Raw genomic sequence first — 13,894 nt, 5'->3', positions numbered from 1 at the left:
GCTTACCTATTTTTTATAAACAGGGTCTGATAAGCTACCCAGACCATCAATAATTTTTCGCAACACATCAAAATACAAGGTAAGCGCTAAAACCAAAGTCATGGACCATATCACCATTGTATTAAAAATCAAGGTGTCAATGTTCATATTGAGGAAGTGTTTGGATGGCATATAGAATTGCGCATCAAAATCTACAATATGATCGGGATCCGGATCTTTATAAATAGGATAAATTTTCTGCACTAACTTACCATCCTTCTCAATTACACGGTGCGGTTCTGACAAGTTTTTGGTAAACTCTGCAATTGATTCGTTATGGTAGCGCTCCTTAAACTTTTCATACGCCTCTTCCTTATCCGGTGTATCCGTCATGGCATGAATCTTCTTCTCCTTCTCGCGGTCCGCCACATTAAAGCGGTTGATATAAAATTTCTTAAGACTGCCTAAAAAGTTATAAACTCGATTATAAACAGTAGAGTCAAATTTCTGCATACTCAGACTGTCCAGAAAGCCTGATGATTTTGCACCTGTAATTTTAATTTCACCCTTCAATTCATTTCGGATAATGGCATAGTCTTGCTTTAACTTCTCCTGAATATGCGGATCAACTGATTTGTAATATTGCAAGCAGTACTGAAGCCTGGTTTCTAACTCGGGTATGAAGTATATCTTCTTGAAATCCGCAGAAGCCATTACCTTATCGTAGAAATAGAATTCTTTTTCGTACTCATTGTCTTTAAACTGCGTAACCATGGCTGCTTCAAAGGCCCACCGCGAGGCCATCAAATCGCCCACCATAGGCACGGTGGCTGTATTGCCTATGATTGGATTTAACTTATCGAATCTTACAACCACACCACTTAAAATAAGCTGCGGGATCAATAATAACGGAATAAGAATATAAATGGTAACAGCTGAGTTAAATGCTGATGAAATGTTAAGTCCTAATAAGTTAGCAAAGCAGGAAACTGTAAACAGTATTGCCCAATGGTTGATCAACATCCCATCGATTTCTAAAATCAAATTGCCTACTGTAACAAACATCAATGTTTGCAGGGCAGACAACATGAAAAGTATCGATATCTTGGAAACGATATAACTGCTTCTGCTCAGGTGCAGAAAAGCCTCACGCTTTAAAATTTTCCTGTCGCGAATAATCTCTTCTGCACTTACTGTTAAGCCCATAAAGAGTGCCACAATAATGCTCATGAAAAAGTAAGCCGGCATATTCAGGTTTTTACCAAATTCATATCCGACATGTACCTTATCATCAATGTTATGATAGCGAACGATAAAGGCCAAAATAAAAGCCAATAATGGTGCCTCTAACAAATTAATAATCAGGTACTGCTTATTATGCAACTTGGCCTGAATGTCGCGCATAGAAAATAAATGCGCTTGTTTTAGGCGGGTGGGTATTCGCAGGGTGGATGCAGGCTTTTCATTAACTGGCTCTATTGCTGGTATGCGTTCCTGCTTCTTATAGGATTTATTCCACTGTTCTGCGGTAATTTTTCTTTCGTTGGTAAAATTGCCGTATTCATTGATAACTTTTGTTTCAATGATATTAAAAATCTGTTCAGGATTTACGTTACCACAAGTATGGCACTCGCCCTCATCGCTGTCGAGCAGGTTAATGCTACGCTTAAAGTACACAACGGCATCAATAGGATTACCATAATAAATCTGGTAGCCGCCATTATCCAGAATCAACAGTTTATCAAACATTTTAAATATGTCTGACGATGGTTGATGAATCACCGTGAAAACCAACTTACCCTTCAACGAAAGTTCTTTCAACAAATCAATAATGTTTTCAGAGTCTCGTGACGACAAACCACTGGTTGGCTCATCGCAGAAAAGCACTGCCGGTTCGCGCAGCAATTCCAAACCTATATTCAGTCGCTTGCGCTGACCACCGCTGATGGTTTTTCGAAGTGGCGAGCCTACTTTTAAATCTTTAATCGTGTCAAGCCCAAGATCTTCTAACACTTTTATAACCAATGCATCAATTTCCTGTTCGTCTTTATCACTAAAGCATAGCTTGGCTGCATAATACAGGTTCTGATACACCGTAAGGTCTTCAATCAGTAAATCATCCTGAGGAACAAAACCAATGACACCTTCAATCTTGCCCGGTTCTTTGTGTATATCAATACCATTGATGAGTACCTGACCTGAAGAAGGTTTTTCAGAACCATTGAGGACATGCAATAAGGTGGACTTACCTGCACCGCTGGCACCCATCAAAGCAATAAGTCTTCCTGATTCTTCGGCCAGATTTACGTTGCGCAATCCGAGTTTTCCGTTCTTAAATTTGAAAGAGATGTCTTTTCCCTCAAAGGTGATTTTAGGTCCTTTTGAAAATTCTTTAAATATCCCCAATACGTCTCCATAGTAAAAGGGATCTTCTGCATCGCTCCAGCGTACTGCTGCACCCACGGGTAATAAACGTAAGCCACCAGACTTAACGGGTGAGCCATTCAAATAAACATCGGCCTGGCCATGGTATTTTAAACAATATAAATTAGCAGACTCGATCCAGAGGATTGCTAAAAATCCTTTGAGCCCTTTTCTTTTCAGATGATGTGCATTTTTTAAAGTATCAGCAGAACTTTCATCAATTATTAAAACCTGCTTTATATCATGTCTTTCCGGACTTCTTCCTGCCAGAAATATCTCGATGGCCTCCGTCTCTTCGTCCTTTATTTTAAAATTCCTGGCTACTGTCTTTACCAGTTCATCCTCCCTTTTGGATATAGAACTGTCTGCCGCAATAATGCGGGTGAGTTCTAATACAATAATTACCTTTTGCTTTTGAGTGATTTCAGTACTGATGCTCTGGCATAAATGCTGAAGTATACTTTCCTCCGACTGCATACCTCTCGGTTGCAAAGCGAGGGTTTCAAACTGCTTTAAATAGTATCCGACTTTTGGCTGGCTTACATGATCTTCCAGAAAATTGCGTACCTGATCGCGTTCTTTTTCTGTTACTTCATCAACCTTGGCTACAACAGAAAATAATTGCAGTACTGTTTTAAGTACATCTTCACTCATGGTATGGGGTTAAAAGAGATTTGAAAATACAGCATTTACGCCATATTGGAAATAAAAAAAGGAACCTTGTGGGTTCCTTTTTTTATGCGTGGGGCTCAATACCTAGTCGGTAATTCCCTTTCTGATCTTTTCTACCGTATTTGTAATGCTCTCCAGCTTCTTGTCAGTTAAAACAAGATCTGCTCTGTTGCTCTTGATTTGTTCTTCAATGTTAAGTGATGCATAGTCTGCCTGAAGCGTTTTCAAGTCAGCAATGATACCGGTAACAGGTTCCGCCTGATCTACAGTGCTCAACATCTTCAAAAGCTCTTCAACCGATTTTTTTTGTTCAAGGATAACACGCATTACTGGCGTAAGCACAAGGTTACGCTGATCCGTAGGAAGCATATCCTTAGGATAAGACTTAACAATGCCTGTTGAAATGTAAAGGCTTTCAATAAAGCTACCCGTTAATACAAGTGCAGCAAGTTTATTCCTGCTATCGTCTTTCAGGAAGCTTTCTGTTTTGTTGATGGTTTCATTCAATAGAATGGCCAAAGAATCCTTGTTAGCAATATTCGCTTCGAAACGCTTCAACACTTCAAGGTCAAAAGAACCGATAACACCCAGGTTATCAGCCAGTACTTTACAAGAATTCAGGTAATCAATCGCTTCCTGCGATTTGTCATATGAGCTCAGGTAACCAATATCAGCTGCATAAACACCAAGATTAAGGGCGGCCTTATCGGTGCGGTTGGCGTATTGATCTGCTTTGGTTCTGGCATTAATAAGGCTTTGATTGAATTCAGCGCCTGTTGCCTGCAGCAGGTAAGGTATCTCTGAAGGTGAAGGAATATTGTACACAACCTCTTCAATCTGTTCTTTCAGACTTTCTTCGGCTGCTGTAAATTCATCAGAATTTTTGTTCTGATCACCTGAAGAAGAACCACAGGATTGAACAATGAGCACGGACGCGAATCCTAATGCGGTAACTATGAGATGCTTGCGATTCATGGTGTAGTTTACGTTTAAGCTTTCAATTTTACTACATTTTTCAATGGTATAAAATTTGGCAGTGGCTTTTTTGCTGTTTTTTTGTTGCAACGGTTATTTTAGGTATGTTTAGGATAGACATCATTCATCCCCATGAACAATCTTGTTGACAAGGCCGTGTTAATTGATGATAGTGAGATTGATCTTTTCATTCAGAGGCGGTTTCTGGAGGTGTTCAATTTTTCTAAACAGCTCCAAACCTTTGTTTCTGCCAAACAAGCACTGGACTGGCTCAAGTCTTTAGAAAAAGACCTGATGCCTCAGCTTATCTTCCTCGATCTTAATATGCCCGAAATTGACGACTTTGGCTTTTTACTCAACTTTGCAGAAATCCCTGAGTCTCAACGCCAGCATGTACGCATTGTTATCCTGACCAGTTCTAACAGCCGCAGTGATCTAGACAAAGCGCTGGCTTTTAAAAATGTGGTACATTTTATAACAAAGCCACTGAAACAGTCCGACCTGGAAGTGCTTAAATTAAAACTGGCTTCTTAAGCACACATCTCAGTAATCTGAACCAAGCATTTGATACTCTTGGCTAAAAGCGTAAACTTTGGCCTTTAAACCAGCATGCCCCACAGGCATGTGATCTTACTAACATGATAAATAGCAACACATGAAGAAACTTACCGGAACAGGCGTAGCCCTTGTAACTCCTTTTACTGCTGATGGCGCTGTTGATTACAAAGGACTAAAACGTTTACTTAACCACACAGCAAAGGGTGTTGATTATTACGTAGTCATGGGTACTACGGGGGAGTCTGTAACCACTTCTAAAGAAGAAAAAAAAGCCATCCTTGAATTTGTAAAGACCAACAATAATAAAAATCTCCCCATTGTTTATGGCATAGGTGGTAGCAATACACAAGATGTGCTGGACACTTTGAAGCAAACCAATTTTGATGGTGTTGATGCCATTCTCTCTGTGAGCCCTTACTACAACAAACCTTCTCAGGAGGGCATCTACCAACACTTCAAAACTATTGCTGGCAAATCGCCTGTACCGGTTATTTTGTACAATGTACCCGGGCGCACGGCCTCTAATATGAGTGCAGCAACTACTTTACGTTTAGCTGGTCATAAAAACATTATTGGTATTAAGGAAGCTTCTGGTAACATGGAACAGTGCATGAAAATAGCTGCTGAAAAGCCAGAAGACTTCATGCTGATTTCCGGAGACGATATGCTGACGGTTCCACTGTACAGCATCGGTGGCATTGGTGTAATTTCTGTACTGGCTAACGCCTATCCTGTGCATTTCAGAAAAATGAAAGAGTATGCTTTCGCAGGTAAATACGCTAAGGCAAGTCAGGAGTTATTTAAGCTGTTGGATATCAATGGCCCCATGTATGAAGAAGGGAATCCGGTAGGAATTAAGTTTGTATTGAGTGAATTAGGCGTGTGTGGGCACGATGTTCGTTTGCCGCTGGTTCCTCCCTCTGATGGTTTGAAAAAGAAAATTCAGCAGTTGATGAAATCAGTTTAACAATTTCTTTATCCTGCTAAAACAAAAAGGGATGGTTAAACCATCCCTTTTTATTTTGTTAAATCTTGCTTAGGCTTTGTTCTTTACGTCCTGAACCTCAGTTCTGATAACCTGTGCCAGGTTTTTTACGTCCTGCATACCCTTTCTGATACGAGTACCCGCTGCGCTATTGCCTTTGTTATAGAACTTGTCGAAATCTCCTTCAAGAGATGCCAACAGGTCTTTCAATTCCTGGAGTTTTTGCATTTTTTCTATCAATTTAAAGAGTTAAAAATAGGTTTCTGAACGCCAATTTAAAGAAAAACCTTAAAATTCAACGTTTTTAACGCTTTTTTTAAACAGCTTTTGTTACCGATACCAATGCTTCCTGACGGTAAAAACCTTCATCCAGCTTCACTTTCAAGGCTGAAAAAGCTGTTAAAGTCTCCTCCACATCAGCAATCGTGTGCACTGCTGTCGGGATAATGCGAAACATGATAACATCCTTAGGCACAACAGGATAGATCACCACAGAGCAGAAAATTCCATAGTTTTCGCGTAGGTCCATAGCCATATTTGCAGCCTCGCCTACCCCACCTTTAAACAATACCGGAGTTACTGGGGAAGTAGTATCACCCAGGGTAAATCCACGGTCGCGTAGACCCTGCTGGATAGCCTTGGTAATCTTCCATAAATTATCTTTTAGCTCAGGTTGAGTCTTTAAAAGCTCCAAACGCTTACGACCTCCCACCACTAAAGGCATAGGTAAGCTTTTGGCGTAAATCTGAGATCTTACGCTGTAACGCAAGTATTTTAAAATGTGCTTATCCCCTGCCACAAAGGCACCTATGCTGGCCATTGACTTGGCAAATGTAGAGAAGTACAAATCGACTTGATCCTGTACACCCTGCTCCTCACCTGTTCCTGCACCGGTTTTTCCCATAGTACCAAAACCATGGGCATCGTCTACAAACAATCGGAAGTTATACTTGTCTTTTAAAGCTACAACGCCTTTAAGGTCGCCCTGCTTTCCTGACATTCCAAATACACCTTCAGTAATCACAAGAATACCACCACCTGTCTCATTTGCCAGTCTGGTAGCACGTTGCAATTGCTTCTCAAGGCTTTCCATATCGTTATGGGTATACACAAAACGCTTACCCATGTGCAAACGAACTCCGTCTATAATACAGGCATGTGATTCTGCATCGTATACAATGATGTCCTTGCGGTCAACAATAGCATCAATAATTGATACAACACCCTGATAACCAAAGTTCAGGAGCATTACATCTTCTTTTTTTACAAATTCAGCCAGTTCTTTCTCAAAGGCCAGGTGATTCACAGAGTTACCTGACATCATACGCGCTCCCATAGGTAACCCCATACCATATTGGGCTGCAGAATCTGCATCTGCCTTACGCACTTCAGGGTGGTTGGCCAGTCCCAGGTAGTTATTTAAACTCCAGTTCAACACAGTTTTCCCATTAAACTTCATGCGGGGGCCAATTTCGCCCTCCAGCTTAGGGAAAAAGAAATAATCATCAGGAAGGTGAGAGTATTTAGCCAAAGGCCCTGCTTCCATTCTCAGCTTTTCAAATAAGTCTACCATGGTAGTGTGTCTATTTATTGCCGCAAAAATAAACAAAATTGGTTTATAACGACTGTTAGCTCATTCTTTTGAAAGCTTTTATCAAAGGCTTAGTTGCAGATGCCAAAACGAAGGTTTACGAGCTTATTGAGCCAGGAACCAAAACGATAGCAAATGCCTATGTAGCACAAAAGTTCATAACTGAATTGTCATGTCTCTACCTTCCAACATCTCCTCCTCATTTACACTTCCCGTGGCAAGGTCGATCTGATTTTTTTACTTTTCCTGAAATGTTAATTATCGATAGGCAACGTTCTAGGTATACGCACATCTCCCCTACTACAGAGTTTCAGCCTATCATTTTGCACAATGGAAAAATTACGGCTGTCGCCTGGCCTCTACCCTTTAATTTTCTGTTCTAAAGAAAACAAGGATGCAAAGTAGACTTCAAGTTTAATGAATTGTGTGGCCGTTAATACAACCGTGTATGCTTCAATTTTTGCCAGTGTTTATAACATTTCTTTCAAACAATAAAAGTGTGCATGATACTTAGGGGATACTTACTATTTGTAAGTTGCTTATGGTATTTTTACGGCTTAAAATACCATTGGTGCATTGACATTATTTGTTTAGCATTGTAGTTTCTATAAAGTATGGGGCAAATCAAAAAATTATTGGTCGCCAATAGAGGCGAAATAGCCTTGCGTGTCATGCGCAGCGCACGTGAAATGAATATTAAAACAGTGGCTGTCTACAGCGAGGCAGATCGCAATGCACTTCATGTACGTTTTGCTGATGAAGCCGTTTTCATTGGTCCGCCTGCTTCATCTGAATCGTACCTTAAGATGGATAAGATTATTGCCGCTGCTAAACAAACAGGCGCTGATGCTATCCATCCGGGTTATGGTTTTCTATCAGAGAATGAAGATTTTGCGCAACTATGCGAAGACAATAAAATAATTTTTGTAGGCCCCTCAGCCAAGTCCATTGAACTCATGGGCAGTAAACTGGGTGCGAAGGCTGCCGTTGCCAAGTTTAACGTACCCCTGGTACCGGGCACAGCAGAACCTATTGATGACATCCCTGCAGCTAAGAGACTTGCTAAAGAAATTGGTTACCCGGTATTAATAAAGGCCAGTGCCGGTGGTGGTGGTAAGGGTATGCGTGTTGTTGAAAGCGAAGCTGAATTTGAAGAACAAATGGAGCGAGCTGTAAGCGAGGCCATTTCTTCTTTTGGGGATGGTGCAGTTTTCATTGAAAAGTATGTGACCAAGCCAAGACATATTGAGTTTCAGGTATTCGGAGATAAGCATGGTAATGTAGTACACCTTTTTGAACGCGAGTGCTCCATACAACGCAGACATCAAAAGGTAGTTGAAGAGGCGCCATCCGCAGTGTTAACCCCCGCTTTGCGCAAAGCCATGGGTGAAGCTGCTGTGAATGCAGCCAAGGCCTGCAACTATTACGGTGCGGGTACTATCGAATTTATCTTAAACGAAAACCTTGATTTCTATTTCTTAGAAATGAATACACGTTTACAGGTAGAGCATCCGGTAACAGAAGAAATAACAGGATTAGATCTTGTACAGTTGCAACTAAAAGTTGCTCAGGGTGAGAAACTTCCTTTTAAACAGGAAGACCTCACGATGAAAGGTCATGCAGTTGAAATTCGTGTTTATGCTGAAGATCCTGCCAACAACTTTTTACCTGATATTGGAACACTGCAAACTTATGTTCGTCCGCAAGGACATGGCATCCGGGTTGATGATGGTTTTGAACAAGGTATGAGTATTCCTTTTTACTACGACCCAATGATTGCCAAGCTCATTTGCCATGCTGAAACAAGAGAAGCAGCTATAGAGAAAATGATCAGGGCCATTAAGGATTATCAAATAACAGGATTGGAGACAACCTTAGGCTTTTGCGAATTTGTAATGAAGCATGAAGCTTTCAGGAGTGGGCAGTTTGATACCAAGTTCGTTGAGAATTACTTTACACCCGAAGTACTGAACAAAACAGGCAATAGCGAAGAAGAACTTTTAGCGGCAGCCTTAGCTACTCATGTACTCGGGCAGCATAAAACAACCGTGCAGCAAAGCAGCGAAGTTGTGGAAGAAAGTAAATGGCGTAAAAATCGCTTAGCCTAAACGTTGTAAATACTATTCAAGTGGCTGATATTAAACCTTTCAGAGCCTGGCGTTATAATCCTAAACTTTCAGGCAATATAGACGAGCTTACATCCCCCCTCTTTGATGTTGTTTCAGACAAACAACGTAAGGCATTATACAAGCATCCACATAACAGCATTTATTTATCAGTTCCGCAACAACCAGATGCTGCTAACAAAGCACATCTCCTGTTAGAAGAATGGAAGTCAAAAGGCATTATCATTCAGGATAAACTACCAGCTATCTATGTCTACTATCAATACTTCAAACTGGCTGGTTCAAGCAAGGAGTTTTGTCGCAAAGGCTTCATCGCCAATATACGCGCTTACGACTGGAGTGAAAATATTGTTTTACGCCACGAAAACACCATACCCAATGCCGTTAACGATCGTATTGAATTGCTTGAAAAAACAGAACTGAATGTTAGTCCAACGCACGGCCTGTATACAGATGCTGAACATATACTTGAGAATTATATGGACGAAGCTATTCTGCATCCTTTGTACGAGTCGGAAGATTATCAGGGTGTAAAGGATGTATTGGCTGTAATTCATGATGCCCGCATAGTTCAGATCTTTATTGACTTAATCAAAGGAAAAAAAATTATTCTGGCAGATGGTCATCACCGGTATGAAGGTTCATTGGCCTATCGGCAGAAAATGACAAAATCAAATCCAACACACACAGGTGAAGAGGGTTACAATTTTCACCTGATGTATTTGACCAATACTGAGTCGGACGATATCAGAATCCTTCCTACACACAGGCTTATTAAAGGTATTGCGGATTTCAATGAACAGGAGATCATTAAAAAGCTTGAACAGCATTTTATTATCAAAGCACTAGACGATGCAGATACCGCCAATGAGATTATTGTTGGTAAACCATGGGCCTTCGCCTTGCTTTTCAAGGAGAATGCCTACAAAGTAAGATTGAAACCCGAATCATTGGCTGCTATGAGCTGGCCCTTTCCGGAAGCTGTAAAGAAACTTGACTTAACGGTGATGCACTATTTCATCATTGAAAAAGTATTGGGCATTCCCGGTAAAGAACAACGCCAATCCGATAAAATTTTCTTCGATAGAAGTTTTGGCGATTGTCTGACTAAAGTAATCCGCGAAGAAGCGCAGATGGCCATCATTACTAATGAGGTATCCATTGAAGAAGTCAAGAGCGTCTGTGCCAGTGGCTATACCATGCCACAAAAGTCTACTTACTTTTATCCCAAAGTAATTTGTGGTTTTGTGTTTAGTTCGATTAAGGAAGAGGAATTTAAAAGTCCGGTGTATTCACCATTCTGACAATGAGCATCAATCGCCCTATCATTTTAGCATCCAGTTCACCACGCAGACAATATTTGTTAAAAGAAGCTGGTTTTGAATTTACTGTTGAGAAGCCAGATATTGATGAGTCCTTCCCTGCATCATTACCAGTCGGCAGTGTTGCTAAATACCTGGCAGAACGAAAGGCCGAAGTATTCCGGCCGCGCATGCAAAATGAAATTGTGGTAACTGCTGATACTGTAGTGATTCTCGGAAACAAAATCTTAAATAAACCTGCTGACAAACCAGAAGCTTTACAAATGCTGCAAGACTTGTCTGGTCAAACACATTTGGTAATGACTGGGGTTTGCATTTTATCCAAAGAAAAGGAAATTGCTTTTGATGATACCACAGAAGTGACTTTTAAAAAGCTTAACCTGAGTGAGATCAATTACTATATAGATAACTATAAACCCTACGACAAAGCGGGTGCATATGGTGCACAAGATTTTATTGGTATGATTGCCATCGACAAAATTGTAGGGTCTTATTTTAACGTGATGGGCCTGCCTATTCACCGTGTTTACCAACAGTTAGTTAACTGGTAATGAAAAAAATCTGGAAGCTTCTCAAACAACACATTCAGGAAGATTTTCACCTGACTTACTATGTCTCCATCGGAATTGTTTTAGCTCTTTTCATATTCTTAAATTATAGTCTTGACTTTGAAAAGAAGGTCCTGGATGCGTACAGTAACTTCACGAAGTTTTTTGTATACCTTCTCTTTTATGGTAGTGGCTATTACCTGAGTATAGCTCTCTTAAGTTTTTTTAAGAAAACAAAAAAATTTATAACCCAGCCCGCTTTCTGGTTATATAGTTTGTTTGCGCTGGCCTTATTATCGCTTGATGGTTCCATGCCTTACCTGAATAGCTTTGTGTATGATCATTTCAATTCGCAATTAACTTACTGGGTTTATAAAGTAGCTGTAAATGGCTTAAGCTTTTTTACCATACTGCTGCCGCTACTGCTCTTCCATTTCATTTTCGATAATAAGGAGAAACACTATTATGGATTAAGTAACCAAAAGGCAGATTTGAAACCTTATTGGTATTTACTACTCTTGATGCTGCCATTGCTTTTATCTGCATCATTCCTTGAAAGCTTTCAGCGTCAGTACCCCATGTACCGAAGTAATAATGCTTACCTGATCCTGCAAATTCCTGAATGGACTGCCGCGCTTTTATATGAGATAGCCTATGGTCTGGATTTCATTACGGTTGAATTACTCTTTCGTGGATTTCTGGTGATTGGTATGATCAAGATACTGGGTAGAAACGCCATTGTTCCGATGGCCGTTATCTATTGTATGTTACACTTTGGCAAGCCCATGGGCGAAGCCATCAGTTCCATTTTTGGTGGCTATATTTTAGGTGTGGTCGCCTATGAAACACGAAGTATCTGGGGTGGCATCATTATACATATGGGCATTGCCTGGCTCATGGAGCTTATCGCCTATGGGCAAAAGCTCTTACACTAAAGATTGATAAACAGCCATCATGTCGGCAGCGATCTTCGCTTCGCTAAATTTTTGAATGTATTGAAATGATTGTTCTATCATTTCTTCCCTGAGTTTGTTGTCCTTCTTTATTTTCAGAATCGCTTTTGCCAGTCCATCGGCATCCTCTGGTGAAATATACATGGCATTTGCACCCGCAGCCTCACTAAAACAAGAACCTGTTGAGGTAATTACGGGTGTTCTGCACGCGATAGCCTCTACCAAAGGAATACCAAAACCCTCGAAAATGGAAGGGTAAACAAAAACCTCACTGAGATGATAGATAGCCGGAAGATCCTTAAAATCAACCTTATGCAAATAATGAATGTGACTTGTCAATTGATTCGCCTCAGCGAAAGCATGAAGTTGTTCTACATACTTTGTAGCCCTGCCAACAATTACTAATGGCATCCTTTCCGGTTCAGGTAAGAGGGCCATCGCCTTTAATATCAGTAAGGCATTCTTGCGTGGCTCAATGGTGCCAACATTTAAAATAAATTTCGCTGGCAAAGCATAGCGCTTCCGTACCTCCTGTTTAATCGCTTCACTGACCACGCTGTGAAAATTAGGGTGACAACCCTGGTACACCACCTTGATCTTATCTGCAGGTATTTGCAAAAAATCAATAAGGTCTTGTTTGGTCTGTTCAGAAATAGCAACAATTACGTGCGCTGTTGCACAGGCATATTTAACCTTTCTCGTATATATCCACCTGTCAATGGCAGAATATAATTCAGGATACCGCAAAAAAATTAAATCGTGTATAGTTACAACCGATTTACAAACTGATGAAATACCAGCCGGTAATTCATGGCTCATGCCATGGAAAATATCAAGCTTATGCTTTACGGCTTCATGCTTCAGCAAGGCGGTGCGCCAGTAACTACCCAGCTTCAACCGGGCAATCCAGCCTGGCGCTTGTACAGTGGTGTATTTTGCAGGGTCGAGGTATTCTTCTGTTTCGGGATGTTGCTTAATCCTTGGCGAGAAGAGGATAACCTCATCGCCAGGATTAATAGTGCGAATTGCTTTTACAATGAAGCGGCTGTAATTACCGAGTCCGGTAAAATTATTGAACAAGCGCTTGGCATCGTAACCAATTCTCACTTTCGAAACTCTTTATTGTATCGTTCAACACATTCTACAATGATTTGCATGGCCTTCTCTTTTGACTGGAATTCGTCAACGATCACCTTCTTGTTTTCAAGTGTTTTATATTCTTCAAAGAAGTGCTTTAACTCTACACGGAAATATTCAGGGAGTTCACTTACATCATTAATGTGACCAACGCTGGCGTCTCCTTCTGCAACGGCTATAATTTTATCATCAGGCTCACCCTTGTCAATCATCCGCATTACACCAATTACCTTTGATGGAATCAAACAACGGGGCACTACGGTAACTTGTGTTAATACCATTACATCCAGCGGGTCATGATCTTCACCCAATGTCTGAGGGATGAAACCATAATTCTGTGGATAATACATGGAGGCGTAAAGCACGCGATCCAACATGATCAAACCACTGTCTTTATCGATTTCATACTTTGCTCTTGATCCTTTAGGGATCTCTATAATTGAGTTAATGTGTTCGGGAGGGTTCTTACCTACTGCTACCTCGTGCCACGGATGCTTTACCATAATTGTAATTTGTGGCAAAGGTAGTAAAAGCAAGTGATTCAAAATAAAAACGTCTTTGCTCCAAGGGAACAAAGACGTTTTCATGTCATCAGGAAAGAAGCTTTTGGCCAAGCCCCCTTGT

The 13,894-nt window shown here is 40.7% G+C and carries 13 protein-coding genes; 7 read left to right on the top strand and 6 right to left on the bottom strand.

Annotated features, from left to right (window positions below; genetic code table 11):
• Window positions 1-6: 6 nt before the first annotated feature.
• Entirely contained in the window at window positions 7-3,057 is a 3,051-nt protein-coding gene (locus ACO1XM_RS13865) for an ATP-binding cassette domain-containing protein (RefSeq protein WP_486229969.1), read from the bottom strand.
• Between the two features lie 102 nt (window positions 3,058-3,159).
• The gene (locus ACO1XM_RS13860) at window positions 3,160-4,050 is read right to left on the bottom strand and encodes a hypothetical protein (RefSeq protein ID WP_486229967.1); all 891 of its coding nucleotides are present in this window, start codon (window positions 4,048-4,050) and stop codon (window positions 3,160-3,162) included.
• Window positions 4,051-4,182: 132 nt separating this feature from the next.
• On the opposite strand from ACO1XM_RS13860, the gene ACO1XM_RS13855 reads away from it, so the two are divergent.
• On the top strand, window positions 4,183-4,584 hold the full coding sequence (locus tag ACO1XM_RS13855; protein ID WP_486229965.1) for a response regulator: 402 nt from the start codon (window positions 4,183-4,185) through the stop codon (window positions 4,582-4,584).
• 121 nt (window positions 4,585-4,705) lie between these two features.
• Window positions 4,706-5,575 (top strand): 4-hydroxy-tetrahydrodipicolinate synthase, encoded by an 870-nt coding sequence (dapA, locus tag ACO1XM_RS13850; RefSeq protein ID WP_486229963.1) that lies wholly within the window; start codon window positions 4,706-4,708, stop codon window positions 5,573-5,575.
• Window positions 5,576-5,644: 69 nt separating this feature from the next.
• Here the strand turns inward: dapA and ACO1XM_RS13845 are convergent, their stop codons facing one another.
• Together ACO1XM_RS13845 and ACO1XM_RS13840 are read right to left on the bottom strand one after the other, a co-directional pair.
• A complete protein-coding gene (locus ACO1XM_RS13845; RefSeq protein ID WP_127123719.1) occupies window positions 5,645-5,821 on the bottom strand; it encodes a histone H1 in 177 nt (58 codons plus the stop codon).
• Window positions 5,822-5,909: 88 nt separating this feature from the next.
• Complete coding sequence (locus tag ACO1XM_RS13840) at window positions 5,910-7,166, bottom strand: aminotransferase class I/II-fold pyridoxal phosphate-dependent enzyme (RefSeq protein ID WP_486229961.1); 1,257 nt, start codon at window positions 7,164-7,166, stop codon at window positions 5,910-5,912.
• Window positions 7,167-7,234: 68 nt separating this feature from the next.
• Between ACO1XM_RS13840 and ACO1XM_RS13835 the strand changes: the two genes are divergently transcribed.
• From ACO1XM_RS13835 to ACO1XM_RS13815, 5 genes are all read left to right on the top strand, one after another.
• Window positions 7,235-7,567 carry a hypothetical protein gene (locus ACO1XM_RS13835; RefSeq protein WP_486229959.1) on the top strand — a complete coding sequence of 111 codons (333 nt, stop codon included), beginning with the start codon at window positions 7,235-7,237 and terminating at the stop codon, window positions 7,565-7,567.
• Between the two features lie 231 nt (window positions 7,568-7,798).
• Window positions 7,799-9,292 carry an acetyl-CoA carboxylase biotin carboxylase subunit gene (gene accC, locus ACO1XM_RS13830; RefSeq protein ID WP_486229957.1) on the top strand — a complete coding sequence of 498 codons (1,494 nt, stop codon included), beginning with the start codon at window positions 7,799-7,801 and terminating at the stop codon, window positions 9,290-9,292.
• A gap of 20 nt (window positions 9,293-9,312) precedes the next feature.
• Complete coding sequence (locus tag ACO1XM_RS13825) at window positions 9,313-10,614, top strand: DUF1015 domain-containing protein (RefSeq protein ID WP_486229955.1); 1,302 nt, start codon at window positions 9,313-9,315, stop codon at window positions 10,612-10,614.
• Between the two features lie 2 nt (window positions 10,615-10,616).
• A complete protein-coding gene (locus ACO1XM_RS13820; RefSeq protein ID WP_486229953.1) occupies window positions 10,617-11,183 on the top strand; it encodes a Maf family nucleotide pyrophosphatase in 567 nt (188 codons plus the stop codon).
• Window positions 11,183-12,115, top strand: a complete 933-nt coding sequence (locus tag ACO1XM_RS13815; protein ID WP_486229951.1) for a CPBP family intramembrane glutamic endopeptidase — start codon at window positions 11,183-11,185, stop codon at window positions 12,113-12,115. Before ACO1XM_RS13820 ends, ACO1XM_RS13815 begins: the two co-directional genes overlap by 1 nt.
• Here the strand turns inward: ACO1XM_RS13815 and ACO1XM_RS13810 are convergent.
• Together ACO1XM_RS13810 and ACO1XM_RS13805 are read right to left on the bottom strand one after the other, a co-directional pair.
• Window positions 12,107-13,240: a glycosyltransferase family 4 protein gene (locus ACO1XM_RS13810; RefSeq protein ID WP_486229949.1), complete on the bottom strand. Its 1,134-nt coding sequence runs from the start codon at window positions 13,238-13,240 to the stop codon at window positions 12,107-12,109. The two genes, ACO1XM_RS13815 and ACO1XM_RS13810, sit on opposite strands and share 9 nt — an antisense overlap.
• Window positions 13,237-13,773: an inorganic diphosphatase gene (locus ACO1XM_RS13805; protein ID WP_486229947.1), complete on the bottom strand. Its 537-nt coding sequence runs from the start codon at window positions 13,771-13,773 to the stop codon at window positions 13,237-13,239. The genes ACO1XM_RS13810 and ACO1XM_RS13805 overlap by 4 nt, the downstream gene beginning before the upstream one ends.
• Between the last annotated feature and the right edge of the window lie 121 nt (window positions 13,774-13,894).

The sequence above is a fragment of the Chryseotalea sp. genome (assembly GCF_057350905.1).
This window is presented reverse-complemented; position numbering and strand designations above follow the sequence as displayed.

Coding starts and splice junctions, on each gene's coding strand:
- ACO1XM_RS13865 (WP_486229969.1), bottom strand. CDS start 3,057: ATGAGTGAAGATGTACTTAAAACAGTACTGCAATTATTTTCTGTTGTA.
- ACO1XM_RS13860 (WP_486229967.1), bottom strand. CDS start 4,050: ATGAATCGCAAGCATCTCATAGTTACCGCATTAGGATTCGCGTCCGTG.
- ACO1XM_RS13855 (WP_486229965.1), top strand. CDS start 4,183: ATGAACAATCTTGTTGACAAGGCCGTGTTAATTGATGATAGTGAGATT.
- dapA (WP_486229963.1), top strand. CDS start 4,706: ATGAAGAAACTTACCGGAACAGGCGTAGCCCTTGTAACTCCTTTTACT.
- ACO1XM_RS13845 (WP_127123719.1), bottom strand. CDS start 5,821: ATGCAAAAACTCCAGGAATTGAAAGACCTGTTGGCATCTCTTGAAGGA.
- ACO1XM_RS13840 (WP_486229961.1), bottom strand. CDS start 7,166: ATGGTAGACTTATTTGAAAAGCTGAGAATGGAAGCAGGGCCTTTGGCT.
- accC (WP_486229957.1), top strand. CDS start 7,799: ATGGGGCAAATCAAAAAATTATTGGTCGCCAATAGAGGCGAAATAGCC.
- ACO1XM_RS13820 (WP_486229953.1), top strand. CDS start 10,617: ATGAGCATCAATCGCCCTATCATTTTAGCATCCAGTTCACCACGCAGA.
- ACO1XM_RS13815 (WP_486229951.1), top strand. CDS start 11,183: ATGAAAAAAATCTGGAAGCTTCTCAAACAACACATTCAGGAAGATTTT.
- ACO1XM_RS13805 (WP_486229947.1), bottom strand. CDS start 13,773: ATGGTAAAGCATCCGTGGCACGAGGTAGCAGTAGGTAAGAACCCTCCC.